Origin of the sequence: Pseudomonas fluorescens (genome assembly GCF_019212185.1) — a bacterium.
Classification (GTDB): domain Bacteria; phylum Pseudomonadota; class Gammaproteobacteria; order Pseudomonadales; family Pseudomonadaceae; genus Aquipseudomonas.
In genome coordinates this window covers 4,684,528-4,708,823 of record NZ_CP078138.1, presented here as the reverse complement: position 1 = coordinate 4,708,823, position 24,296 = coordinate 4,684,528, and the positions used below count along the sequence as shown (strand labels likewise).

General features: G+C 57.6%; 18 protein-coding genes, 2 tRNA genes and 3 rRNA genes. 10 read left to right on the top strand and 13 right to left on the bottom strand.

Features of this window, described 5'->3' with window-relative positions; translation table 11 throughout:
- Positions 1-56: 56 nt before the first annotated feature.
- Positions 57-1,226 (top strand): aminotransferase class V-fold PLP-dependent enzyme, encoded by a 1,170-nt coding sequence (locus tag KW062_RS20870; RefSeq protein ID WP_105753742.1) that lies wholly within the window; start codon positions 57-59, stop codon positions 1,224-1,226.
- Positions 1,227-1,284: 58 nt separating this feature from the next.
- Positions 1,285-3,093, top strand: a complete 1,809-nt coding sequence (locus tag KW062_RS20865) for an aminopeptidase P family protein (protein ID WP_105753741.1) — start codon at positions 1,285-1,287, stop codon at positions 3,091-3,093.
- A 48-nt stretch (positions 3,094-3,141) separates the two neighbouring features.
- Here KW062_RS20865 and KW062_RS20860 read toward each other — a convergent pair whose 3' ends face one another.
- Both KW062_RS20860 and KW062_RS20855 read right to left on the bottom strand, forming a co-directional pair.
- On the bottom strand, positions 3,142-3,732 hold the full coding sequence (locus tag KW062_RS20860; RefSeq protein WP_105753740.1) for a 2-hydroxychromene-2-carboxylate isomerase: 591 nt from the start codon (positions 3,730-3,732) through the stop codon (positions 3,142-3,144).
- A gap of 38 nt (positions 3,733-3,770) precedes the next feature.
- Positions 3,771-4,511 carry an SDR family oxidoreductase gene (locus KW062_RS20855; protein WP_105753739.1) on the bottom strand — a complete coding sequence of 247 codons (741 nt, stop codon included), beginning with the start codon at positions 4,509-4,511 and terminating at the stop codon, positions 3,771-3,773.
- Between the two features lie 90 nt (positions 4,512-4,601).
- Here KW062_RS20855 and KW062_RS20850 point away from each other — a divergent pair, with 90 nt between their 5' ends.
- A complete protein-coding gene (locus KW062_RS20850) occupies positions 4,602-5,162 on the top strand; it encodes a TetR/AcrR family transcriptional regulator (protein WP_027620244.1) in 561 nt (186 codons plus the stop codon).
- Between the two features lie 9 nt (positions 5,163-5,171).
- Here KW062_RS20850 and KW062_RS20845 read toward each other — a convergent pair whose 3' ends face one another.
- Together KW062_RS20845 and rhtA are read right to left on the bottom strand one after the other, a co-directional pair.
- Positions 5,172-5,453 (bottom strand): hypothetical protein, encoded by a 282-nt coding sequence (locus KW062_RS20845; RefSeq protein ID WP_105753738.1) that lies wholly within the window; start codon positions 5,451-5,453, stop codon positions 5,172-5,174.
- A gap of 165 nt (positions 5,454-5,618) precedes the next feature.
- Complete coding sequence (gene rhtA / locus KW062_RS20840; protein ID WP_027620245.1) at positions 5,619-6,506, bottom strand: threonine/homoserine exporter RhtA; 888 nt, start codon at positions 6,504-6,506, stop codon at positions 5,619-5,621.
- A 643-nt stretch (positions 6,507-7,149) separates the two neighbouring features.
- Here rhtA and KW062_RS20835 point away from each other — a divergent pair.
- The 6 genes from KW062_RS20835 to KW062_RS20810 all read left to right on the top strand — a co-directional run bounded on the left by KW062_RS20835 (position 7,150) and on the right by KW062_RS20810 (position 13,550).
- Positions 7,150-8,686: ribosomal RNA gene (locus KW062_RS20835) — 16S ribosomal RNA — on the top strand.
- Between the two features lie 81 nt (positions 8,687-8,767).
- Positions 8,768-8,844, top strand: a tRNA-Ile gene (locus KW062_RS20830).
- Positions 8,845-8,873: 29 nt separating this feature from the next.
- A tRNA-Ala gene (locus KW062_RS20825) sits at positions 8,874-8,949 on the top strand.
- Positions 8,950-9,182: 233 nt separating this feature from the next.
- A 23S ribosomal RNA gene (locus tag KW062_RS20820) occupies positions 9,183-12,075 on the top strand.
- 141 nt (positions 12,076-12,216) lie between these two features.
- Positions 12,217-12,332 (top strand): 5S ribosomal RNA (gene rrf / locus KW062_RS20815).
- Together the 16S, 23S and 5S rRNA genes with 2 tRNA genes alongside form the textbook arrangement of a ribosomal RNA operon.
- 171 nt (positions 12,333-12,503) lie before the next feature.
- A complete protein-coding gene (locus tag KW062_RS20810; protein WP_105754468.1) occupies positions 12,504-13,550 on the top strand; it encodes a hypothetical protein in 1,047 nt (348 codons plus the stop codon).
- A gap of 13 nt (positions 13,551-13,563) precedes the next feature.
- On the opposite strand, the gene KW062_RS20805 is transcribed toward KW062_RS20810, so the two are convergent.
- The 6 genes from KW062_RS20805 to KW062_RS20780 all read right to left on the bottom strand — a co-directional run bounded on the left by KW062_RS20805 (position 13,564) and on the right by KW062_RS20780 (position 18,123).
- Positions 13,564-14,112: a PqiC family protein gene (locus KW062_RS20805; protein WP_105754469.1), complete on the bottom strand. Its 549-nt coding sequence runs from the start codon at positions 14,110-14,112 to the stop codon at positions 13,564-13,566.
- Positions 14,113-14,128: 16 nt separating this feature from the next.
- Positions 14,129-15,784: a PqiB family protein gene (locus KW062_RS20800; protein WP_105754470.1), complete on the bottom strand. Its 1,656-nt coding sequence runs from the start codon at positions 15,782-15,784 to the stop codon at positions 14,129-14,131.
- Entirely contained in the window at positions 15,765-16,409 is a 645-nt protein-coding gene (locus KW062_RS20795; protein ID WP_033866079.1) for a paraquat-inducible protein A, read from the bottom strand. The genes KW062_RS20800 and KW062_RS20795 overlap by 20 nt, the downstream gene beginning before the upstream one ends.
- On the bottom strand, positions 16,406-17,002 hold the full coding sequence (locus KW062_RS20790) for a paraquat-inducible protein A (RefSeq protein WP_105754471.1): 597 nt from the start codon (positions 17,000-17,002) through the stop codon (positions 16,406-16,408). The genes KW062_RS20795 and KW062_RS20790 overlap by 4 nt, the downstream gene beginning before the upstream one ends.
- Positions 17,003-17,163: 161 nt before the next feature.
- Positions 17,164-17,598, bottom strand: a complete 435-nt coding sequence (locus KW062_RS20785) for a CBS domain-containing protein (protein WP_027618094.1) — start codon at positions 17,596-17,598, stop codon at positions 17,164-17,166.
- A 195-nt stretch (positions 17,599-17,793) separates the two neighbouring features.
- Positions 17,794-18,123 carry a hypothetical protein gene (locus tag KW062_RS20780; RefSeq protein WP_027618093.1) on the bottom strand — a complete coding sequence of 110 codons (330 nt, stop codon included), beginning with the start codon at positions 18,121-18,123 and terminating at the stop codon, positions 17,794-17,796.
- Positions 18,124-18,723: 600 nt separating this feature from the next.
- On the opposite strand from KW062_RS20780, the gene KW062_RS20775 reads away from it, so the two are divergent.
- On the top strand, positions 18,724-21,087 hold the full coding sequence (locus KW062_RS20775) for a DNA polymerase II (protein WP_027618092.1): 2,364 nt from the start codon (positions 18,724-18,726) through the stop codon (positions 21,085-21,087).
- 186 nt (positions 21,088-21,273) lie between these two features.
- On the opposite strand, the gene KW062_RS20770 is transcribed toward KW062_RS20775, so the two are convergent.
- From KW062_RS20770 to KW062_RS20760, 3 genes are all read right to left on the bottom strand, one after another.
- The gene (locus KW062_RS20770) at positions 21,274-22,371 is read right to left on the bottom strand and encodes a polyamine ABC transporter substrate-binding protein (protein ID WP_027618091.1); all 1,098 of its coding nucleotides are present in this window, start codon (positions 22,369-22,371) and stop codon (positions 21,274-21,276) included.
- Between the two features lie 179 nt (positions 22,372-22,550).
- Complete coding sequence (locus KW062_RS20765; protein WP_027618090.1) at positions 22,551-23,417, bottom strand: ABC transporter permease subunit; 867 nt, start codon at positions 23,415-23,417, stop codon at positions 22,551-22,553.
- A complete protein-coding gene (locus KW062_RS20760; RefSeq protein ID WP_177433257.1) occupies positions 23,414-24,295 on the bottom strand; it encodes an ABC transporter permease subunit in 882 nt (293 codons plus the stop codon). Before KW062_RS20760 ends, KW062_RS20765 begins: the two co-directional genes overlap by 4 nt.
- Position 24,296: the final 1 nt, after the last annotated feature.

Below are 24,296 nucleotides of genomic sequence, written 5' to 3'. Positions count from 1 at the left end.
GTGACGCAGATTCATTCCAGAGCCGATGATCCGGGAACCCGCTCTGCGAGCCTTTTATGAATAATCGTCCTTTATATTTCGACTACGCCGCCACGACGCCTGTGGATGAGCGGGTCATTCAGGTCATGGTTGAGTGCCTGGGATTTAACGGTAACTTCGGCAACCCGGCATCCAGTTCCCATGCGTTTGGCCAGCAGGCCAGGCGTTCGGTCGAGCTGGCCCGACAGCAAGTCGCCGACCTGGTAGGCGCGCAAGCGCAGCAGATCGTCTGGACATCCGGCGCCACCGAATCCAATAACCTGGCCCTCAAGGGGGTTGCCCAGGCCCGAGGCTGTGGCGGCGGACACATTGTTACCAGCCAGATCGAACACAAGGCCATCCTCGACACCGCCCGGCAATTGCAGGACAGCGGGATCGAGGTCACTTACCTGCTGCCGGATGCCGAAGGGCTTGTCACGGCGCAGGCAGTCAGCGAGGCGCTGCGCGAAGACACCTTCCTGGTCTCGGTCATGTTGGTCAATAACGAACTCGGCACGCTCAACGATATACCCGCCATCGGCCAGACAGTCCGTGAACATGGGGCGTTGTTCCATGTCGATGCGGCGCAGGGGGCGGGCAAAGTGGCGATCAACCTGACCGAGTGGCCAGTGGACCTGATGTCGTTTTCAGCCCACAAGCTCTATGGTCCCAAGGGTATCGGCGCGTTGTACGTCGGACCGCGGGCCGAGCAGCGCCTGCAGGCACAAATCCACGGCGGTGGGCATGAGGGCGGTTTGCGCTCCGGAACCCTGGCGACCCATCAGATTGCGGCGATGGGGGCGGCCTTTGCCTTGGCGGCCGAGCATTTTGCCGAAGAAGCGGCGACTATTGTCCGCCTGCGCAGCCGTTTGCTTAAACAACTTGGCGCAATCGCCGGGTGCTGCCTGAATGGCAGCGCAACACAGCGCATTCCCCATACCCTGAGCCTGACCTTCAGGGAAGGTGAGTTCAACGGCCAGGCACTCAGCGCGTCCATTGCGTTCTCGGCGACCTCGGCCTGCAACTCCGCGAGCAATGCGCCTTCCCATGTGCTCCTGGCGCTTGGCCTTGATGCCCGCAACGCAGGACGGACGATCCGCCTGAGCCTGGGACGCTTCACCACCGAGCAGGACATCGATCAGGTGGCCCAGTTGATCAAGACAGCGCTCGCCAGTCCACCGGCGTTTTGGGCTACTCCCCAACCCTGAGGCGTCGACCACGAGTCAGCGCCTTGTAACGATATTCCAGTGGTTAGCAGGAGACATGATGAGTACGCAGCCTTTGACCCAGGGAACGGTTCCGCAGCGCCTGGCCCACGTCCGCGAGTTGATGCGCCGGGAAGGCATTCACGCATTGCTGGTGCCGTCCGCCGATCCGCATTTATCGGAGTATCTGCCGGCCTATTGGCAGGGACGTCAGTGGCTGTCGGGCTTTCATGGCTCGGTCGGGACCCTGATCGTGACTGCCGACTTCGCCGGTGTCTGGGCTGACAGTCGATACTGGGAGCAGGCGAGCAAGGAACTCAAGGGCAGCGGGATCGAGTTGGTCAAGCTGCAACCGGGTCAGCCAGGCCCCCTGGACTGGCTGGCCGAACAAACTCCCGAAGGCGCTGTGGTGGCGGTGGACGGTGCAGTGATGGCCGTGGCTGCGGCGCGAACCCTGGGTGGCAAGCTGGAGGAGCGCGGTGCCCGCTTGCGCACCGACATCGACCTGCTCAATGCAGTCTGGAGTGATCGTCCGAGCCTGCCAAATCAGCCGATCTATCAACACTTGCCGCCAGAGGCCACGGTCAGCCGCGGCGAAAAGCTCACTAAGCTACGTGAAACCCTGAAGGCGCGCGGTGCCGATTGGCATTTCATCGCCACCCTGGACGACATCGCCTGGTTATTCAACCTGCGCGGCGGCGACGTATCGTTCAACCCGGTGTTTGTGTCCTTTGCCCTGATCAGCCAGGAGCAGGCAACCTTGTTCGTGGCGCTGGGCAAGGTCGATGCGTCCCTGCGCAAAGTCCTAGAACAGGACGGGGTTACCCTGCGCGATTACACCGAAGTGGCGCAGGCATTGGCGGCGGTGCCAAGCGCTGCAAGCCTGCAGATCGATCCGGCGCGAGTCACTGCCGGATTACTGGCTCACGTCGGCGGTGGCGTGAAGTTGGTCGAGGGGCTGAACCCGAGCACCTTGGCCAAGTCGCAGAAAAGCCTGGCCGATGCCGAACACATCCGTCAGGCCATGGAGCAGGATGGCGCGGCCCTGTGCGAATTCTTCACCTGGCTCGACAGTGCGCTGGGCCGTGAGCGCATCACTGAATTGACCATTGATGAGCACCTGACGGCGGCGCGTACCCGGCGTCCGGGTTATGTTTCGCTGAGTTTCAACACCATTGCCGCGTACAACGCCAATGGAGCAATGCCGCATTACCATGCAACGCAAGAAGAACACGCTGTCATCGAGGGCGACGGGCTACTGTTGATCGACTCCGGTGGCCAGTACCTGGGCGGCACCACCGATATCACCCGGATGGTGCCGATTGGCACACCGACCGTGGAGCAGAAGCGCGATTGCACGCGAGTCCTCAAGGGTGTGATTGCGCTGTCGCGTGCGCGCTTTCCGCGGGGCATCCTGTCACCCTTGCTCGACGCGATTGCTCGCGCGCCAATCTGGGCCGAAAGCGTGGACTACGGGCATGGCACCGGGCATGGCGTCGGTTACTTCCTGAATGTGCATGAAGGCCCGCAGGTGATTGCCTATCAGGCTGCCCCCGCGCCGCAAACAGCGATGCAACCCGGGATGATCACTTCCATTGAGCCGGGGACCTATCGTCCCGGGCGTTGGGGCGTGCGCATCGAGAACCTCGTATTGAACCGCGAGGCGGGGAGCAGCGAGTTTGGTGAGTTCCTTGAGTTCGAAACCCTGACCCTGTGCCCGATCGACACCCGTTGTCTGGACGTCACGCTGCTGACGTTAAACGAGCGTGAGTGGTTCAACGGTTATCACGCCGAAGTGCGTCGACGCTTGAGCCCGTTGCTGGATGCTGCCGCGTTGGAGTGGCTGAACACCCGGACCGCCCCGATCTAGCAGAAATACGCGCCATTGCCGGTGTCGGCAATGGCGCGTTGCCGCGTGCTAGCGCAATGCCTCGCGGACAAAGTCCAATCGATCCTGGCCGAAATACAACTGGTCATCGACGAACATGCTCGGTGCGCCAAACACTCCTCGTTGAATGGCTTGCTCGGTGCAGGTCTTGAGCGTTTTTTTGACCGCTTCGTCGGCGGTCAATGCCAGCACCGATTGTGGATCGAAGCCGCGTTCGGCCAATACCAGCGCCACGACTGCCGGGTCATTGAGGTTTCTGCCATCGACCCAGAGTGCTTGAAACAGGCAGTCGATAAAGTCCAGGAAGCGCTCGGGGTGGTGCATCTGCATGCCGGTGACAGCACGCATCAGCAGCAGGGTATTGATCGGAAAATTCGGATTGAGGCGAAAGGCGACGCCATAGCGATTGGCGTAACGACTCAGGTCCACGAACATGTAGTGCCCCTTGGCCGCAATGGTCGCGGGTGAGGCGTTTCCGGTGGCCTTGAACACCCCTCCCAGTAACATCGGTCGGTAAATCAATTCGCTATCGGTTTGCTCGCAAATTCCCGGTAATTGGGTATAAGCCAGGTAAGTCGCCGGGCTGCCAAGGTCGAAGAAGAACTCCACGCTTTTAGTCATAGTCGATGCGCTCTGTTTATTGTTATGGGCAGTCAGGCTTACCAGCGCTCATTCCAGGGCCGCAGATCCAGTTCGAAAGTCCAGGCATCCCGCGGCTGGGTGTGCAGGTACCAGTAATTCTCGGCGATATGTTCGGGATCGAGAATGCCATCCTGGTCCTTGAGCGCATATTTTTCCGGGAAGCTCTGGCGAATGAAGTCAGTATCGATGGCACCGTCAACCACCACGTGGGCGACATGAATGTTCATCGGCCCCAGTTCCCGCGCCATGCTCTGGGCCAATGCGCGGATACCGTGCTTGGCGCCAGCAAACGCGGCAAAGCCCGAAGCGCCGCGCAGACCAGCGGTCGCACCGGTAAACAGGATGCTGCCGCGTTGTCGGGTGACCATGCGCTTGGCCACTTCGCGGGCATTGAGGAAGCCCGAGAAGCAAGCCATTTCCCAAATCTTGAAGTATTTGCGCGCGGTTTCTTCGAGGATGCTGCAGGGGACGTTGGCACCGATGTTGAACACCATGGCTTCGATCGGGCCGATTTGGGTTTCGATCTGTTCGATCAGGGCGACGACCTCTTCTTCCTTGCGCGCATCGCAGGCAAAGCCGTGGGCTTCGCCGCCGCTGGCGTTGATCGTGTCCACCAGCGGCTGAAGCTTGTCGGCGCTGCGCCGCGTTACGCAGGCGACCAGTCCTTCACGGGCGAAACGCTTGGCAATCGCACCTCCGGTGGCATCACCTGCACCGACAACCAATACGACTTTCTTGTTGTTAGTAGCGATAGTCATTGTCATTGCTCTTTAGTAAACGGTCGTTAACTAAACGAACGTTATGCTACGCTCGGTGTAACGTCAAGACGATCGATTTCAGGGGCAGTCATGCGCTACTCAGCCAACCATAAAATGGAAACCCGGGAAAAATTGCTGGAGAGCAGTTCCCATTCGGCCAAAAGGGCGGGCTTTGCGACGGTTGGGGTCGACGGGTTGATGAAGGCTATCGGCCTCAGCGGTGGGGCGTTCTATAGTCATTTCTCATCGAAAGATGAGCTGTTTGCCGCAATCGTCGAGCGTGAGTTGAGTCAGAGCCTTGAGCGCTTGAGTGGTGACGGGGAGTTGAGCCGAGCCAGGCTCGAGCGATGTCTCAAGCATTATTTGAGCATGAGCCACGTTGAACAGGCCGCAGACGGCTGTGCGCTGCCCGCGTTGGGCGCAGAAATTGCTCGCGCCGATATCGAGGTTCGACAACAGGCCGAACAGTGGATCTGCCGCTTGCACGAGAACTGGGCGAGTATTTTGGAAAGCGACACTCTGGCCTGGGCCATCCTGTCGCAATGCGTGGGGGCTTTGGTGGTTGCGCGAATGCTGGTCAATCCACAAATCCAGCAGCACGTCCTTCAATCGAGCTACGTGGAGATTGGGCGGCAGATCGCCGAGTCGTGAATCATCGGGTTACTTGCAGATGATAATCATACTGCGACTGGTATAGCCGGCGGGATTCAGGCCGAAAGGGTAGTCACCCGGGTCTTCTACGCCGTCACCTGACTTGGCGACTACCTTATATCCCTTGGGGCCGCATGCCTTGACCGCGGTAGCGGTGCATTGCTCCCAGGAGGAGGAAAGGCCGGAGCAATTGATGTGCAGGCCTTTTTTGCCGCGTTTGACTTCGGTTTTGGACGTTGCAGCGCATCCTGCGATGGCAAGTACAGCTATTAATACCAAAAATCGTTTCATTCCTTTCCCTATTGCGGTCTCGGGTCTGGCTACCGAGCCTGAAAGCCTACGCTTTTGCCTTATTGGGTGTAAGTTCCCTGAGCGAACTGTCCGTGTTAAATGTCGAGTGGCGGCTAAACATGGCGCAATTGCGGGATAAATGCCAGACCTTTGTAGGAATGTTTCTCAGTCAGTTGCCACGATGGGCTTGGCGTCCCGACCCATGGTCAAGGTTGCACCGACTGACGCGAGGATGATGCAACTGATTGCCATCCACTGCGCGAAAGACAGGTATTCCTGCAGGAACAGCAAGCCGGACATGGCTGCAATGGCGGGTTCGACACTCATTAAGGTGCCGAAGGTGCGCGCCGGCATACGGGTCAGGGCAATCATCTCCAGGGTATAGGGCAGGGCAGTCGACAGCACGGCTACGCCCAGCGCCACGGGAATTAGCGAGGTCGTCAGCAGGGCGGTGCCTGCGTGGGCAACGCCGAACGGTGTGACAAATAACGCCGCAATCATGACCCCAAGTGCAGCCGTCTGAACCCCGTTATCTGCACCAGCCTTCTGGCCGAACAGAATATAAAGTGCCCAGCACACGCCAGCGCCCAGGGCGTAACCTGCTCCCGTCAGGTCGACCTGCGCACTGCTTGCTCCGGTGGGGATCAGCAGCAGCAAGCCAACGATCGCCAGGGCGATCCACAGAAAGTCGATAGCCTTACGCGAGGCGTAGATCGCCACTGCCAATGGTCCGGTGAACTCCAGTGCCACGCCGATGCCCAGCGGGATGGTTTGCAGGGACATATAGAAGAGCAGGTTCATGCCGCCCAGTGCGACGCCGTAAACCGCAACCGTTCTCAGGGATTTGGCCGTGAGCTTGGCTTTCCAGGGGCGGAGCAGCAGGATCATGATCACGCTGGCGAAAATCAGCCGCAGCGTCGTGGTGCCCTCGGCGCCGACCACCGGAAACATGCTTTTGGCCAGCGAAGCACCAGACTGGATCGATGCCATGGCTATTAATAGCAGGCCTACCGGAAACAGGGTCGAGGAAAGGCTACGGGGTTGTTCATTCATCGCGTGGAGTCGTCCGGCAAAAAGGCATGTGAGCAAATGTGTACACCATCATGCTCAAGTAATGAGAAATGAGCAATATACTGCGCATTGTTTATTGTCATGGTTAATTTATGGGCGTTTTTTGGAGGCTGGACGGCTCTATGATAGAAAAAGCAAATTAGTAGTTGACGGCAGATTTCATGTGTCTATAATTCGCCCCACTTCCGGCGCAGTCGAAACGGAAAACTCCTTGGTAAACAATGAGTTACGATGTTTTCGGCAGTCAGTGTTTCAGGTCATCGAGGCGCGAAGGAAGTTGAAAAAGAGGTGTTGACAGCAGCGTGTAACGCTGTAGAATTCGCCTCCCGCTGACGAGAGATCGAAAGCGCAAGTGGTTGAAGTTGTTAAGGATTCCCTGAAAACTTCTGAAAATAATCACTTGACAGCAAATGAGGCTGCTGTAGAATGCGCGCCTCGGTTGAGACGAAAGATCTTAACCAACCGCTCTTTAACAACTGAATCAAGCAATTCGTGTGGGTGCTTGTGCAGTCAGACTGATAGTCAACAAGATTATCAGCATCACAAGTTACTCCGCGAGAAATCAAAGATGTAACCAACGATTGCTGAGCCAAGTTTAGGGTTTCTTAAAAACCCAAAGATGTTTGAACTGAAGAGTTTGATCATGGCTCAGATTGAACGCTGGCGGCAGGCCTAACACATGCAAGTCGAGCGGTAGAGAGAAGCTTGCTTCTCTTGAGAGCGGCGGACGGGTGAGTAATGCCTAGGAATCTGCCTGGTAGTGGGGGATAACGTTCGGAAACGGACGCTAATACCGCATACGTCCTACGGGAGAAAGCAGGGGACCTTCGGGCCTTGCGCTATCAGATGAGCCTAGGTCGGATTAGCTAGTTGGTGAGGTAATGGCTCACCAAGGCGACGATCCGTAACTGGTCTGAGAGGATGATCAGTCACACTGGAACTGAGACACGGTCCAGACTCCTACGGGAGGCAGCAGTGGGGAATATTGGACAATGGGCGAAAGCCTGATCCAGCCATGCCGCGTGTGTGAAGAAGGTCTTCGGATTGTAAAGCACTTTAAGTTGGGAGGAAGGGTTGTAGATTAATACTCTGCAATTTTGACGTTACCGACAGAATAAGCACCGGCTAACTCTGTGCCAGCAGCCGCGGTAATACAGAGGGTGCAAGCGTTAATCGGAATTACTGGGCGTAAAGCGCGCGTAGGTGGTTCGTTAAGTTGGATGTGAAAGCCCCGGGCTCAACCTGGGAACTGCATTCAAAACTGACGAGCTAGAGTATGGTAGAGGGTGGTGGAATTTCCTGTGTAGCGGTGAAATGCGTAGATATAGGAAGGAACACCAGTGGCGAAGGCGACCACCTGGACTGATACTGACACTGAGGTGCGAAAGCGTGGGGAGCAAACAGGATTAGATACCCTGGTAGTCCACGCCGTAAACGATGTCAACTAGCCGTTGGAATCCTTGAGATTTTAGTGGCGCAGCTAACGCATTAAGTTGACCGCCTGGGGAGTACGGCCGCAAGGTTAAAACTCAAATGAATTGACGGGGGCCCGCACAAGCGGTGGAGCATGTGGTTTAATTCGAAGCAACGCGAAGAACCTTACCAGGCCTTGACATCCAATGAACTTTCCAGAGATGGATTGGTGCCTTCGGGAACATTGAGACAGGTGCTGCATGGCTGTCGTCAGCTCGTGTCGTGAGATGTTGGGTTAAGTCCCGTAACGAGCGCAACCCTTGTCCTTAGTTACCAGCACGTTATGGTGGGCACTCTAAGGAGACTGCCGGTGACAAACCGGAGGAAGGTGGGGATGACGTCAAGTCATCATGGCCCTTACGGCCTGGGCTACACACGTGCTACAATGGTCGGTACAAAGGGTTGCCAAGCCGCGAGGTGGAGCTAATCCCATAAAACCGATCGTAGTCCGGATCGCAGTCTGCAACTCGACTGCGTGAAGTCGGAATCGCTAGTAATCGCGAATCAGAATGTCGCGGTGAATACGTTCCCGGGCCTTGTACACACCGCCCGTCACACCATGGGAGTGGGTTGCACCAGAAGTAGCTAGTCTAACCTTCGGGAGGACGGTTACCACGGTGTGATTCATGACTGGGGTGAAGTCGTAACAAGGTAGCCGTAGGGGAACCTGCGGCTGGATCACCTCCTTAATCGACGACATCAGCTGCTGCATAAGCTCCCACACGAATTGCTTGATTCATTGAAGAAGACGATAGAAACAGTCCGAAATTGGGTCTGTAGCTCAGTTGGTTAGAGCGCACCCCTGATAAGGGTGAGGTCGGCAGTTCGAATCTGCCCAGACCCACCAATTTTGTGTGGAAAGACCTGTAGCGATACGGGGCCATAGCTCAGCTGGGAGAGCGCCTGCCTTGCACGCAGGAGGTCAGCGGTTCGATCCCGCTTGGCTCCACCATACTGCTTCTACTGTTTAAAGCTTAGAAATGAGCATTCCATCGAGGTGATGGTGAATGTTGATTTCTAGTCTTTGATTAGATCGTTCTTTAAAAATTTGGGTATGTGATAGAAAGATAGACTGAACGTTACTTTCACTGGTAACGGATCAGGCTAAGGTAAAATTTGTGTTCTAAATGCAAATTTTCGGCGAATGTCGTCTTCATAGTATAACCAGATTGCTTGGGGTTATATGGTCAAGTGAAGAAGCGCATACGGTGGATGCCTTGGCAGTCAGAGGCGATGAAAGACGTGGTAGCCTGCGAAAAGCTTCGGGGAGTCGGCAAACAGACTTTGATCCGGAGATGTCTGAATGGGGGAACCCAGCCATCATAAGATGGTTATCTTGTACTGAATACATAGGTGCAAGAGGCGAACCAGGGGAACTGAAACATCTAAGTACCCTGAGGAAAAGAAATCAACCGAGATTCCCTTAGTAGTGGCGAGCGAACGGGGACTAGCCCTTAAGTGGCTTTGAGATTAGCGGAACGCTCTGGAAAGTGCGGCCATAGTGGGTGATAGCCCTGTACGCGAAAATCTCTTAGTCATGAAATCGAGTAGGACGGAGCACGAGAAACTTTGTCTGAATATGGGGGGACCATCCTCCAAGGCTAAATACTACTGACTGACCGATAGTGAACTAGTACCGTGAGGGAAAGGCGAAAAGAACCCCGGAGAGGGGAGTGAAATAGATCCTGAAACCGTATGCGTACAAGCAGTGGGAGCCCACTTTGTTGGGTGACTGCGTACCTTTTGTATAATGGGTCAGCGACTTATTTTCAGTGGCGAGCTTAACCGAATAGGGGAGGCGTAGCGAAAGCGAGTCTTAATAGGGCGTCTAGTCGCTGGGAATAGACCCGAAACCGGGCGATCTATCCATGGGCAGGTTGAAGGTTGGGTAACACTAACTGGAGGACCGAACCGACTACCGTTGAAAAGTTAGCGGATGACCTGTGGATCGGAGTGAAAGGCTAATCAAGCTCGGAGATAGCTGGTTCTCCTCGAAAGCTATTTAGGTAGCGCCTCATGTATCACTGTAGGGGGTAGAGCACTGTTTCGGCTAGGGGGTCATCCCGACTTACCAAACCGATGCAAACTCCGAATACCTACAAGTGCCGAGCATGGGAGACACACGGCGGGTGCTAACGTCCGTCGTGAAAAGGGAAACAACCCAGACCGTCAGCTAAGGTCCCAAAGTTATGGTTAAGTGGGAAACGATGTGGGAAGGCTTAGACAGCTAGGAGGTTGGCTTAGAAGCAGCCACCCTTTAAAGAAAGCGTAATAGCTCACTAGTCGAGTCGGCCTGCGCGGAAGATGTAACGGGGCTCAAACCATACACCGAAGCTACGGGTATCATCTTAGGATGATGCGGTAGAGGAGCGTTCTGTAAGCCTGTGAAGGTGAGTTGAGAAGCTTGCTGGAGGTATCAGAAGTGCGAATGCTGACATGAGTAACGACAATGGGTGTGAAAAACACCCACGCCGAAAGACCAAGGTTTCCTGCGCAACGTTAATCGACGCAGGGTTAGTCGGTCCCTAAGGCGAGGCTGAAAAGCGTAGTCGATGGAAAACAGGTTAATATTCCTGTACTTCTGGTTATTGCGATGGAGGGACGGAGAAGGCTAGGCCAGCTTGGCGTTGGTTGTCCAAGTTTAAGGTGGTAGGCTGGAATCTTAGGTAAATCCGGGATTCTAAGGCCGAGAGCTGATGACGAGTTGTCTTTAGACGACGAAGTGGTTGATGCCATGCTTCCAAGAAAAGCTTCTAAGCTTCAGGTAACCAGGAACCGTACCCCAAACCGACACAGGTGGTTGGGTAGAGAATACCAAGGCGCTTGAGAGAACTCGGGTGAAGGAACTAGGCAAAATGGCACCGTAACTTCGGGAGAAGGTGCGCCGGTGAGGGTGAAGTACTTGCTACGTAAGCCCACGCCGGTCGAAGATACCAGGCCGCTGCGACTGTTTATTAAAAACACAGCACTCTGCAAACACGAAAGTGGACGTATAGGGTGTGACGCCTGCCCGGTGCCGGAAGGTTAATTGATGGGGTTAGCTAACGCGAAGCTCTTGATCGAAGCCCCGGTAAACGGCGGCCGTAACTATAACGGTCCTAAGGTAGCGAAATTCCTTGTCGGGTAAGTTCCGACCTGCACGAATGGCGTAACGATGGCGGCGCTGTCTCCACCCGAGACTCAGTGAAATTGAAATCGCTGTGAAGATGCAGTGTATCCGCGGCTAGACGGAAAGACCCCGTGAACCTTTACTATAGCTTTGCACTGGACTTTGAATTTGCTTGTGTAGGATAGGTGGGAGGCTTTGAAGCGTGGACGCCAGTCTGCGTGGAGCCATCCTTGAAATACCACCCTGGCAACTTTGAGGTTCTAACTCAGGTCCGTTATCCGGATCGAGGACAGTGTATGGTGGGTAGTTTGACTGGGGCGGTCTCCTCCTAAAGAGTAACGGAGGAGTACGAAGGTGCGCTCAGACCGGTCGGAAATCGGTCGTAGAGTATAAAGGCAAAAGCGCGCTTGACTGCGAGACAGACACGTCGAGCAGGTACGAAAGTAGGTCTTAGTGATCCGGTGGTTCTGTATGGAAGGGCCATCGCTCAACGGATAAAAGGTACTCCGGGGATAACAGGCTGATACCGCCCAAGAGTTCATATCGACGGCGGTGTTTGGCACCTCGATGTCGGCTCATCACATCCTGGGGCTGAAGCCGGTCCCAAGGGTATGGCTGTTCGCCATTTAAAGTGGTACGCGAGCTGGGTTTAGAACGTCGTGAGACAGTTCGGTCCCTATCTGCCGTGGACGTTTGAGATTTGAGAGGGGCTGCTCCTAGTACGAGAGGACCGGAGTGGACGAACCTCTGGTGTTCCGGTTGTCACGCCAGTGGCATTGCCGGGTAGCTATGTTCGGAATAGATAACCGCTGAAAGCATCTAAGCGGGAAACTAGCCTCAAGATGAGATCTCACTGGAACCTTGAGTTCCCTGAAGGGCCGTCGAAGACTACGACGTTGATAGGTTGGGTGTGTAAGCGCTGTGAGGCGTTGAGCTAACCAATACTAATTGCCCGTGAGGCTTGACCATATAACACCCAAGCAATTTGACTACTCGAAAGAGCATCAGATTGCGGTGTATGAAGACGAAGACACCGAAAGTTTGCAGCACACAAATTGATCACATACCCGATTTGCTGAAACGTCGAAAGACGGTTCGGTACCCGAATTTCTTGACGACCATAGAGCATTGGAACCACCTGATCCCATCCCGAACTCAGCAGTGAAACGATGCATCGCCGATGGTAGTGTGGGGTTTCCCCATGTGAGAGTAGGTCATCGTCAAGATTAAATTCCGAAACCCCTATCTGCGAATGCAGGTAGGGGTTTTGTTTTTGCGTCCGAAAAGCCTTCCTTTCCCAGCCTATACTCCAGGCATCTTCTTCGAAACTGCCAAGCGTCCCGTTCGGGTTGATGCGTGGCGTCGGCTGCCTCACTGATCCTGGAGGGCCTGCGATCTTGAGTCTGCGTCTCCTGTTCATGGTCTTGTTGGTTGTTCTCGGCGGATGCTCCACGGCGCGTCGCAGTGAGCCCGTAGCGCCCATTGTGATCAGCGAGGCGACGTGGCAGCGGATCGACCAGGACATTGAAAACGCGTCATCGACCTCAAGGGAAACCGTGAGGGCCTACACCCGCAAGGCCATGGAGCGCTGGCGTGAGCAGGTTTTCCAGCGCACCGAGACCGACTTCATCCCCTGGTTTACCGGCTACTGGACGCAGCAGTGGCTGGGGGTGAAAGTCGGCTGGTACAAAATGAGCGCCAAGGGCGAGACAGACACGGTGGTCAACCGGCTGGCGATATACCTGCAGGAGCAATATCACGAACGTGTGCTGGACCCCGTAGCCAAAGTCACCGATCCGAACGTGATCATGGGTGATGCAGTGATCTTGTACCTGCAAATGCTCAGTGCCCACTTGCTGGAAATACAGCAGCAGTATTCGATCCCCCAGGACCAGTTTGACCAGCGCCTGAACCTGATTCCGGCCATCACCCTGGCGCCACCGCCCGCACGTAATGCCTCGCTCTATCAGATCGTTCATGCCGAGCCGGTCAACCGCCTGCCGGCCTATCTGGCACTGGTGGAGCAGGTGCGCAGCTCTAACAGCGGTGCCGGGGCCGGGTTGTCGGACGCCGGGATCTCGTCAGTGGCCAAGCGGGCCAGTGAGCGTCTGGAAGCGCAAATTGCCTCGCGCAGCGTGGCCAGTGCGGTTGCTGCGGCCGTTGGCAGGGTAGCAGGCGCGGTGATCTCCGTGGTGTCCCTGGGCATTGGTGCGATGTCCAACGAGAGTGATCGGCCCGAGGCTCAGGCGCAGATGCGCAAGAGCCTGAATGCGGCCTTCGACAAGGCGTGGCTCGGCTTGATGGAAAATGAAACCAACGGCGTGATGGCTGGCGTCAATTACATCAGCGGACAAATTGCCGGCGGATTGGCCGCCAGCGTGCCGGTTGAGCCCAAATCCACTGAAGTGTTCAATCCGGACACGCCCGGCAGCGGCGTTGAATGAATACCCAGCTCAATCAAGGGCAGCGCGCACTACTCGCCGCCTGTCGTATGGCGGAGGCCAGGCGTTTGACGTTGTTCTGATGTGCCACCACCAGATCATCGATGGTGGGGCCTGCCGAGGTCTGCACCGTCGTTCGGCACGTCAGCACGCTGGCCTCGCTGCCTGCGCTGCCTGCGCTGCGCAAACGCCATTGCGCATCCACCAGTGCGTACTGTCCGGGGACCGTATCAAAGCGCTGCACCTCGACCCGTAGCAACCACTTGTGCCCGTTGCCCGCGCTCGACAATTGATCAACCAGCGCACTTTGCAGTTCTTCCGACAGACTTGCCCCCCACCATTCGGTTTCCAGGATCGCCAGGCCACTGCTGCCTTCGCGTATCACCATCTGCGGCCGGTCCACCTGGGGCGGCACGCTGACCAACTCGAACTGTATGTTCGCCCCACCCTGGGCATCGGCCGCCGGTTGGGCGGGGATCAGGGTGTGATAGTGGATCGGATCGCTGCGACAGGCTGCGAGCAACAACAGGGCACCGACTAATGACACTTTCAACGGGAAAGACATGGACCTGCTCCTGTGGTCAGCGACGCGAAGACGGTTGCAGATTTTTTGGCGAGGCGTCGTCCGGACGGCCACGCAACAAGGATTCCGGATTCCGGCTCAGGTAATCCGACAACTCACGCAGAGAACGCGACATACGTCCCAATTCGTCGAGGGTTTCCGTCAATTGCTCGCGTTGTGGCGAACCTTCGGCGAGCGTCGAGTTAGCCGACTGCAGGGTTTTGCTGACATCTTCCAGGGTGCTCTGTACACCTGGCAGGGTCTGGCCGCTGAACTGTTTGATGCCCTTGCGCATTTCTGTCAGGTTGCTGTCGAGGTTGTTGGCAATTCGTTCGATCGGCAGCTTGTTGATCTTCTCGATCATCGCCTGGAATTGCGCCTGCAACAGCTCGAGGCTGGCTGGTATGGTTGGAATCATCACAGGGCGCGCATTGACGTCGAACACCACTTTCGGCGCTTTGGGCACGAATTCCAGGGCGATATACAGCTGGCCGGTCAGCAGGTTGCCACTGCGTGCCTGGGCACGCAGACCGTTCTCGATAAACGTGCCGATCAGGCGGATGCCGGCCTGCTCGTCCTCGGGGTTGTGATTGAGTGCCGCGAGCATTTTCAGATGGGCCTGGCCGAGGCGTTGTGGGTAAATCACGATGCCGACGTTGATCGGAAAGGAGCGGGTTTTTTCGTCGAAGTCCAGGTTGATCGCCACCACTTTACCGATTTCCAGCCCCTGGAATTCAACCGGCGCATCCACCTTGAGACCGCGCAAGGCCTGGTCGAAGCGCAGCGCCAGATACTGTGGCTTGCCATTCGGTGGGGCGAGGGCGGTCACCTGATCCTCGAACAGTTCGAAGTTCCGGTCTTCGGCGGCGGGTTTGTCTCCGGGGCTATAGTCGGGCGCGCGGAACGTGATGCCGCCGAGCAGTAGGGCGGAAAGGGATTCGGTCTTGACTGCAAAACCATTGGCGTCGACGTCGATGTCCAGGCCACTGGCGTTCCAGAAACGGGTATTTTCGGTGACGTAGGCATCGTTCGGTGAGGTGACGAATACCTCGATGTTCACCCCTTTGCCATCGGCGTCCAGGGCATAGGCGACCACCTGGCCGACTGGAATTTTGCGGTAGTACACCGGCGAGCCGATATCCAGCGAGCCGAGGTCTTCGGCGTGCAGCATGAAGCGCTTGCCGGGTTCGCCATAGGTGATCGGTGGGGGGGCCTCCAGGCCGACAAAGTGTTTCGCGCGGTCATTCGACTGGCCAGCATCGGCGCCAATAAAGTCACCCGACAGTAGGGTATCAATCCCCGAGACGCCACCGGCGCCAATCCGCGGGCGCACCACCCAGAACTGCGAGTCCTTGCGAGTGAACGACTCGGCAGTCTTGGCCAGTTTCACCGTGGCATTGACACTCTTTTGGTCCTCGCTCAGTTCGACGTCAGACACATGGCCGATGACCACGTTACGGTACTTGACCTCGGTCTTGTTGGCCGTCAGCCCCTGGCCGGTCTTGAAGTTGAGGACAATCACCGGCCCCTGCTGCATCACGTTGTGGATCACCAGGGAAATGCCCACCAGCACGGCCACGATAGGCACGATCCAGACCAGCGACACACTCCAGCGACGGGTCTTGATTTTGGCTGACCCCGGCTGCGGCTGCCCCTCAGTGACTCGCGATTCCATCCATGATCTCCTCTGATTGACGGGTATCCCAAATCAGCCGTGGGTCGAAGCTCATGGCCGAAAGCATGGTGAACACCACCACCATGCCGAAGAAAAGAATGCCGGCTCGCGGCTCGATATCACCGAGCGCCTGAAATTTAACGAGTGCAGCCACCAGTGCCACGACAATCACGTCGAGCATCGACCAGTAGCCGATCAGTTCGACAAAACGGTACAGCTTGGAGCGCTCCTTGCGCGCCCACAAACTGCCCCGTTGCGCGGTGATCAGCAGCAAACTGAGGGCGACGAATTTGACGCCGGGTACGGCGATACTGGCGATGAAAATTATCAGCGCAATGTCCCAGGCGCCGTGCTCCCAGAATTCCAGCACACCGCCAATGATGGTGCTGTCGGAACCACTGCCGAGCATGCTGGTATTCATCACGGGCAACAGGTTGGCCGGAATGTAGAACACCAACGCCGCCAACAGGTAGGCCCATGTCCGGGTCAGCGAATTGCTCTTGCGCCGGTGAAGGGGGGCGCCACAGCGTTCGCACTCATGTGGTTCGCCTGTCATGTCGCAGGCCAGGCCGCAGCTGTGGCACAGGCACAGGTTTAGGTCGCGTGCCTCGGGAAGATCGTTCATAGGATGTCCCACAGCTCGCGCACGTCGCGTCCCGCGATGCGGATCAGCAACAGGCTCAGGACCGCCAGGGCGAACAGGCCGATACCGGGAATCACATCCAACAGCCCGGCGAGCTTGAATACCGCGACCATCGCGCCCAGCAGGCAGACCTCGAGCATGCTCCAAGGGCGCAAGGTTTCCAGCCAGCGCATGCACAGTTTGAACGCGGGTGAGCGACGCGATGCGAGGGCAAAACTCAATACCCAGATCAGCAGCAACAGCTGGAATGCCGGGGCAATAATGATGGAGATGGCCGCTACCATGGCAATGAACAGGATCGGCCCCTGACTCAGGGCTACGACCGAGTCCCAGAGGGTTGCGCTGTTTTTCAGGCCCTTGAGGCTGATGCTCATGACCGGGTAGAAGTTGGCGAAAATCCACAACACGCCGGCGGTGAAGGTCAGCGCCAAGCGTTGCTGCACGGTCAAGCCGTTGTAGCGCTGCAGCACACCACCGCAACGCTGACAAACAGCAGTCTGGTGTTTGGCGAGCGTGGCTTTTTCATACACGCCATCGCAGTGCTCACAGATGATCAGAGGGTCATTCCTGGCCATGGTTAGCACTCAAGGGGAGGCAAAACGCTTCAGGGAGTCAAATGAATATAGAAGTGCCTCGCGATATAGCAAATACAAAGTTTCGAGGATTGCGCGGGCATCAATGAAAAACTGCGCTCCCCCTTCCAGGCAGGCGCGCAGTTCGTGATGCCGAGAGATATTCACTCCCCGCGAATGTACTGTTCCAATTGCTGGATCAACTCGGCCTGCTCGGCAATGGACTCCTTGACCAGGTCGCCAATCGACAGCAGCCCCAGCAACTTGCCATCTTCGAACACCGGCAAGTGGCGCAGGTGTTTGTCGGTCATGATGTTCATGCAGGTCTGCACGTTCTGATGCGAGTCAACGGTAATGACCGGCGAATTCATGATCGCGCTGACGGGGGTCACCACGGATGACAAACCCTTGAGTATCAGTTTGCGCGCGTAATCTCGTTCGCTGATGATGCCAACGATTTGCCCTTCCTTCAGAACTGGTAGGGCACCGACGTTTTTCGCCGCCATCACCACCAGTGCTTCGAATACCGACTGATCGGCCTTGATGGTATGAACCTCTTGCTCGGCTTTCAGCTTGAGCAGTTGCGCGACGGTTTTCATGGAGGAGCCTCTGCAGTGTTGTCATTGTTAGCAGGCGCCAGGCGCCCGGGCATGAGTACAGCATCCTCGACGCCAGCCCACTGAGCAAGTAGGCAAAGCGGCGTCAATCGCATTCGATAACGTCACTGTAAAGTCGACGGCCACAAAAAAGCCGCTGATCACCCTCTCAGGTCATCAGCGGCTCTGCGAGGCAACTCAGCAGTAGCGGTCGATGACGCGCACTTCAGGCTTGGCCTGCAGGTTCTGCCATTCCTGGGTCAGGGTCGCCAGGACCCGGCCAACGAAGTCTTTGTCGGCGGCGGCTTTTTTACCGACATAACCCTGGCCACGGCGGAACATCTTCATCCGGGCGCGCAACTCACGGGTGTTCTTTTCGAAATCGTCTTCATGGGCGTGGGGCGACAGGCAGTCAATGTGTACCTGGCCAGACTCGGCAACCCACAGGATATGACTGTCATGGGTGTCTTTCTGAGCGGCAATGATACGAGCCAGTTGATCGATAGTCGGTTGGTTGTTCAGATTCATGTTAAAGCCCCTTGACCAATGTTTGATCTGTCTAGTTGATCCGCACGTTCACTTCTCTAATTCGGTAAGTTGATATCTGGTACCGAAACCAGGGCGACAGTGGTTGTCTGCCGAATATCGGCAGGGCCTTGGATGGATGCATGTAGTCTTGCCGAGAAACTGCTACGCACTGGCGGCACAGCGGGGAGAAACAGCGATTGCCTGGAAGTTGCTACCGACTCTTGCCAGCTCGGCCACAAGCATCTTGAGGATTGATCGCCGGCGTTTCTCGCCCGAGTAGTGGACGCCCTTGCCAGGTCAGCTTCATCAATCTGCCTTGTGGGCAGTACACATCCGGGAACAGCTCGGCGGTCAGTCGAGCCTTTTTCACAACACTTTTGCCTGAACTCCCGATCGGGGAGATGGCTGCATCATGCAAGGTGAAAAACCGCTCGTCAACGGTTTTGTAGTGAAATATTTCATTCACTACAAAAATAACTAGAGGCTGTGACAGAGCGGATTTCACCTTGTCCTACAATCCCTTGCGCAAGACATGCAAAGGCAACCTCATGCCTCAATGACGGGTAGAATCACCCTTAGATCATCTTCGAGGTAGCAGTGGTGGATTCACAGCAGGGCTTTGTCCTGACCCGGCATTGGCGCGACACCCCGGCCGGCACGCTCGTCGAGTTCTGGCTGGCTACCGATTCTGGTCCTCGGCGCGTGCGCCTACCCGTGCAACCGTCGGTGGCGTTCATCCCCGAGCAATTTCGCGCACAAACCGAGGCGTTGGTGCGCGAGGAGGCGGGTGTCGAACTGCGTCCTCTGGGGCTGCAGGATTTCCAGCATCGCCCGGTGTTCGGTCTCTATTGCCAGCAGCACCGGCAATTGATGCACTTGGAAGGTGTACTGCGCCGCGCCGGCATCGACATCTTCGAAGCGGACATCCGCCCACCCGAGCGCTACCTGATGGAGCGTTTCATCACCGCCCCCGTGACTTTTCGCGGTACGCCCGACGCCGAGGGCGTGCTGGTCGATGCCCACCTCAAGCCTGCTCCCGACTATCGTCCACGCCTGAAACTGGTCTCGCTGGACATCGAGACCACCGAGCAGGGCGAGTTGTATTCGATTGCCCTCGAAGGCTGCGGCCAGCGCCAGGTGTACATGCTTGGCGCCGCCAATGGCGATGACCAGAACGTGGACTTCGACCTGGAGTACTGCGACTCCCGTGCCACGCTGCTGAAAAAACTCAACCAGTGGTTCGCCGAGCACGATCCGGACGCCATCATCGGCTGGAACCTGGTGCAGTTCGACCTGCGGGTACTGCACGAGCATGCGCGTCGCTTGGCGGTGCCGTTGCGCCTGGGCCGTGGGGCGGAGGAAATGCAATGGCGTGAACATGGTTCGGGCAACAATCACTTTTTTGCTTCAGCGGCCGGTCGGCTGATTATCGATGGCATCGAGTCGCTGCGATCGGCCACCTGGAGCTTTCCCTCGTTCAGTCTCGAGAGCGTCGCGCAAACCCTGCTCGGTGAAGGCAAGTCGATCGACAACCCTTACCAGCGCATGGATGAAATCAACCGCATGTTTGCCGAGGACAAGCCGGCCCTGGCGCGCTACAACCTCAAGGACTGTGAGTTGGTCACGCGGATCTTCGCCAAGACCGAACTGCTCACCTTCCTGCTCGAGCGCGCCAGCGTCACTGGTTTGCCGGCCGATCGCAGCGGCGGCTCGGTGGCAGCGTTCACTCACCTGTACATGCCGCTGATGCATCGCCAGGGCTTTGTCGCGCCGAACCAGGGCGAACGCCCGCCCCAGGCCAGCCCCGGGGGATTTGTCATGGACTCGAAACCGGGCCTGTACGAGTCAGTGCTGGTGCTCGATTACAAGAGCCTGTACCCCTCGATCATCCGCACCTTTCTCATCGACCCAGTAGGTCTGATAGAGGGCTTGCGCCATCCCGCCGACAGTGACTCAGTACCGGGCTTTCGCGGCGCGCGTTTCTCCCGCAGTCGACATTGTCTGCCGGCTATTGTGGCTCGGGTTTCCGAAGGTCGCGAAGTGGCCAAGCGCGAGCACAACGCGCCGTTGTCCCAGGCGCTGAAGATCATCATGAATGCGTTTTACGGTGTACTCGGTTCCAGCGGCTGCCGTTTTTTCGACACGCGCCTGGCGTCCTCGATCACCCTGCGCGGGCACGAAATCATGCAGCGCACCCGGCAGTTGATCGAGGCCCAGGGGCATGCGGTGATCTACGGTGACACCGACTCGACTTTCGTCTGGCTGCGTCGCCCCCACGGCCAGGAAGAAGCGGCGCAGATCGGCCGTGCCCTGGTGGCGCACGTCAATCAGTGGTGGCGCGAGCACCTGCTGGCCGAGTTCGGTTTGCACAGTGTGCTGGAGTTGCAGTACGAAACCCACTTCCGGCGCTTCCTGATGCCGACCATCCGCGGTGCCGAGGAGGGCAGCAAGAAACGCTATGCCGGCCTGGTGATGCGCGACGATGGCAGCGAGGAAATGGTCTACAAGGGCCTGGAAACGGTGCGCACCGACTGGTCGCCACTGGCCCGGCAGTTCCAGCAGGAGCTCTACCTGCGGATATTCCATCGCCGGCCCTATCAGGACTACGTACGTGAATTCGTGCGCACTACCCTGGCGGGTGAACATGACGAGTTGCTGATCTATCGCAAGCGCCTGCGTCGGCGCCTGGATGACTACGAGCGTAACGTGCCGCCGCATGTGCGGGCCGCGCGGATGGCCGACGAGTACAACGCCCGGCAGGGGCGACCGCTGCAGTATCAGCGCGGCGGCTGGATCAGTTACCTGATTACCGTCGCCGGACCTGAACCGTTGGAAACGCGCAACGCCGCCATCGACTACGAGCATTACCTCAGCCGTCAGCTACAGCCGGTGGCGGACGCGATCTTGCCGTTTGTCGATGACGACTTCAGCACCCTGGTCGGTGGGCAATTGGGCTTGTTCTAGAAAGCAAAAAAACGCCCCGGGGCCGCGGCCTGGCCGTCATGCAATGCACAACCGCCAGACAGCAACCCAGGGACGTTCGAATCACCGTGACCGAGGGAGCCCGGTGAGTCTCCGTTCAGGTTGCCGCAGCGCTGGTACGCTGCCCGAACGGTGGTGCAAACCACGCCCCCGACGGGCGTGGTGGATTTACTTGCCGAGTTTTACCCGGGTCCAGCCGCGGGTCATGATTCGCTGCGTAGTGATGGGCACGTCCGGCACCGCGTAAAGCGTGGCCATCACGGCTTCCGGCGGGTACGACCCCGGCTCGTTGCGAATCGCCTCGTCCACCAGCGGCGTCGCGGCCGAGTTGGCGTTGCTGTAGCCAACGCTGTTGGTGATCTCGGCCATGATTTCCGGACGCATCAGGAAGTTCATGAACAGGTAGGCGTTGTCGACGTTGGCCGCGTCCTTGGGAATCGCCACCATGTCGTAGAAGCTGCCGGCGCCTTCCTTGGGAATGCTGTACTCGACCTTGACCTTGCCCCCGGCTTCCTGGGCGCGGGCTTTGGCCTGCAGGACGTCGCCGGAATAGCCGACCGCCACGCAGATGTTGCCGTTGGCCAGGTCAGAGATGTATTTGGATGAGTGGAAGTACGCCACCGAGGGGCGAATCTTCATGAACAGGGCTTCGGCCTCGGCGATCTGTGCCTTGTCCTTGCTGTTCACCGGGTAGCCCAGGTAGTGCAGGGCGGCTGGAAGCATTTCGGTCGGCGAGTCGAGGAAGCTGATACCGCAGGCCTTGAGTTTTTCCGCGTTTTCCGGCTTGAACAGCAGGTCCCAGGAGTTCACCGGCGCATCGCTGCCCAGCACGTCCTTGACCTTGGCCGGGTTGTAGCCGATGCCGATCGAGCCCCACATGTAGGGGAAGGCGTGGGCGTTGTCCGGGTCGCTGGCGGAGGCGTTTTTCAGCAGCACCGGGTTGAGGTTTTTCCAGTTCGACAGCTTCGACTTGTCCAGCGGCTGATAGACCCCGGCCTTGATCTGCTTGGCCAGGAAACTGTTGGACGGCACGACAATGTCGTACCCGGACTTGCCGGCCAGCAGCCGCGCCTCGAGGGTTTCGTTGCTGTCGAAGACGTCGTAGGTGACGCTGACCCCGGTCTCGTCCTCGAACTTCTTGAGGGTGTCCGGGGCGATGTAATCGGACCAGTTGTACACACGCAGAACCTTGTCATTGGCCTGGGCGCCGGTGGCGATTGCGCCCAACAGGGACAGTGTCAGCAGCGTTCTGCCAAACATTTTCATCGGTACAACTCCAGTTCTTTTTTTATTCAAACCACAGGGTCAAAAATGTGTAGGAGCTAGCGGCTTGCTAGCGAAGGTCGTTAACGACGTCGCGCGTAACCTGACACTCCGTGGCGGTCTCAGGTTCTTCGCGAGCAAGCCGCAAGCGGGCGCTCGCTCCTACAGGGTCAGGGGATTGTTCAGGCCGTTGCGGGTTGCCGCCACGACTCATTCGCCGTCTGCTCCATGGCTTCCTGGATCGCCCGCTTGCGGCTGGCTTCGGCACGGCGGCCGAAATACCAGACGAGGAAGGTCACCAGCGACACCGCCAATAGAATCAGGCTGGCCACCGCGTTGATCTCTGGCTTCACGCCCAGGCGCACCGCCGAGAACACCTCCATCGGCAGGGTGGTGGAGCCTGGCCCGGAAACGAAGCTGGCGAGCACCAGGTCATCCAGCGACAAGGCGAACGACATCATGCCGCCCGCAGCCAACGAGGGCGCAATCATCGGGATGGTAATCAGGAAGAACACCTTGAACGGCTTGGCGCCGAGGTCCATGGCGGCTTCCTCGATCGACAGGTCCAGCTCGCGCAGGCGGGCGGAGACTACCACTGCCACGTAGGCGGCACAAAATGTCGTGTGGGCAATCCAGATGGTGACGATGCCACGCTCCATCGGCCAACCGATCAATTGCGCCATGGCCACGAACAGCAACAGCAACGACAGACCAGTGATCACTTCCGGCATCACCAGCGGTGCGGTGACCAGGCCGCCGAACAGGGTGCGACCCTTGAAGCGGGTGACCCGGGTCAGCACGAACGCAGCCAGTGTGCCCAGCGCCACGGCGGCAATCGCGGTGTAGCAGGCGATTTCCAGCGAGCGCACGACTGAGCCCATCAGTTGCGAGTTATCCAGCAGCCCGGCGTACCACTTCACCGACCAGCCGCCCCACACCGTCACCAGCTTGGAGGCGTTGAACGAGTAGATCACCAGGATCAGCATCGGCAGATAGATAAACGTCAGGCCGAAGATCAACATGAATTTTGCAAATCCGAAGCGTTTCATCCTCGTGCCTCCATCTCTTTGGCCTGGCTGCGGTTGAACAGCAGAATCGGCACAATCAGGATCAACAGCATCACCACCGCCAGGGCGGACGCCACCGGCCAGTCGCGGTTATTGAAGAACTCTTGCCACAGCACGCGACCGATCATCAGCGTCTCCGGGCCACCCAGCAGTTCCGGAATCACGAACTCGCCGACCACCGGAATGAACACCAGCATGCAGCCGGCGATGATCCCGTTCTTGGCCAGCGGCACGGTGATTTTCCAGAAGCTGTTGAAGGTACTCGAACCGAGGTCCGACGCCGCTTCCAGCAGGCTGCCATCGTGCTTGACCAGGTTGGCGTACAGCGGCAGCACCATGAACGGCAGGTAGGCGTAGACCACGCCGATGTACACCGCAGTGTTGGTGTTGAGGATTTCGATCGGGTGATCGGTCAGCCCGCTCCACATCAGAAAACCATTGAGCAGGCCGTTGTTGCTGAGGATGCCCATCCACGCATAGACGCGGATCAGAATCGCGGTCCAGGTCGGCATCATGATCAACAGCAGCAGGACGTTTTGCGCTTCCTTGCTGGCCTTGGTGATCGCGTAGGCCATCGGGAAACCGATCACCAGGCACATCAGGGTGCTCAGCGTCGCAACCTTCAGCGAACCGAGGTAGGCCGACAGATACAGCTCGTCCTCGCCGAGCATGGCGTAGTTGCCGATGTTCAACAGCAGCTGGAATTTCTGCTCGGCGAAACTGTAGATCTCGGAGTAGGGCGGAATGGCCAGGGCGGCTTCGGAGAAGCTGATCTTCATCACCAGGAAAAACGGCAGCATGAAGAACAGAAACAGCCACAGGAATGGAATACCGATCACGACCTTGCGGCCGCTCGGCAAA

Coding starts and splice junctions, on each gene's coding strand:
- KW062_RS20870 (WP_105753742.1), top strand. CDS start 57: ATGAATAATCGTCCTTTATATTTCGACTACGCCGCCACGACGCCTGTG.
- KW062_RS20865 (WP_105753741.1), top strand. CDS start 1,285: ATGAGTACGCAGCCTTTGACCCAGGGAACGGTTCCGCAGCGCCTGGCC.
- KW062_RS20860 (WP_105753740.1), bottom strand. CDS start 3,732: ATGACTAAAAGCGTGGAGTTCTTCTTCGACCTTGGCAGCCCGGCGACT.
- KW062_RS20855 (WP_105753739.1), bottom strand. CDS start 4,511: ATGACTATCGCTACTAACAACAAGAAAGTCGTATTGGTTGTCGGTGCA.
- KW062_RS20850 (WP_027620244.1), top strand. CDS start 4,602: ATGCGCTACTCAGCCAACCATAAAATGGAAACCCGGGAAAAATTGCTG.
- KW062_RS20845 (WP_105753738.1), bottom strand. CDS start 5,453: ATGAAACGATTTTTGGTATTAATAGCTGTACTTGCCATCGCAGGATGC.
- rhtA (WP_027620245.1), bottom strand. CDS start 6,506: ATGAATGAACAACCCCGTAGCCTTTCCTCGACCCTGTTTCCGGTAGGC.
- KW062_RS20805 (WP_105754469.1), bottom strand. CDS start 14,112: ATGTCTTTCCCGTTGAAAGTGTCATTAGTCGGTGCCCTGTTGTTGCTC.
- KW062_RS20800 (WP_105754470.1), bottom strand. CDS start 15,784: ATGGAATCGCGAGTCACTGAGGGGCAGCCGCAGCCGGGGTCAGCCAAA.
- KW062_RS20795 (WP_033866079.1), bottom strand. CDS start 16,409: ATGAACGATCTTCCCGAGGCACGCGACCTAAACCTGTGCCTGTGCCAC.
- KW062_RS20790 (WP_105754471.1), bottom strand. CDS start 17,002: ATGGCCAGGAATGACCCTCTGATCATCTGTGAGCACTGCGATGGCGTG.
- KW062_RS20785 (WP_027618094.1), bottom strand. CDS start 17,598: ATGAAAACCGTCGCGCAACTGCTCAAGCTGAAAGCCGAGCAAGAGGTT.
- KW062_RS20780 (WP_027618093.1), bottom strand. CDS start 18,123: ATGAATCTGAACAACCAACCGACTATCGATCAACTGGCTCGTATCATT.
- KW062_RS20770 (WP_027618091.1), bottom strand. CDS start 22,371: ATGAAAATGTTTGGCAGAACGCTGCTGACACTGTCCCTGTTGGGCGCA.
- KW062_RS20765 (WP_027618090.1), bottom strand. CDS start 23,417: ATGAAACGCTTCGGATTTGCAAAATTCATGTTGATCTTCGGCCTGACG.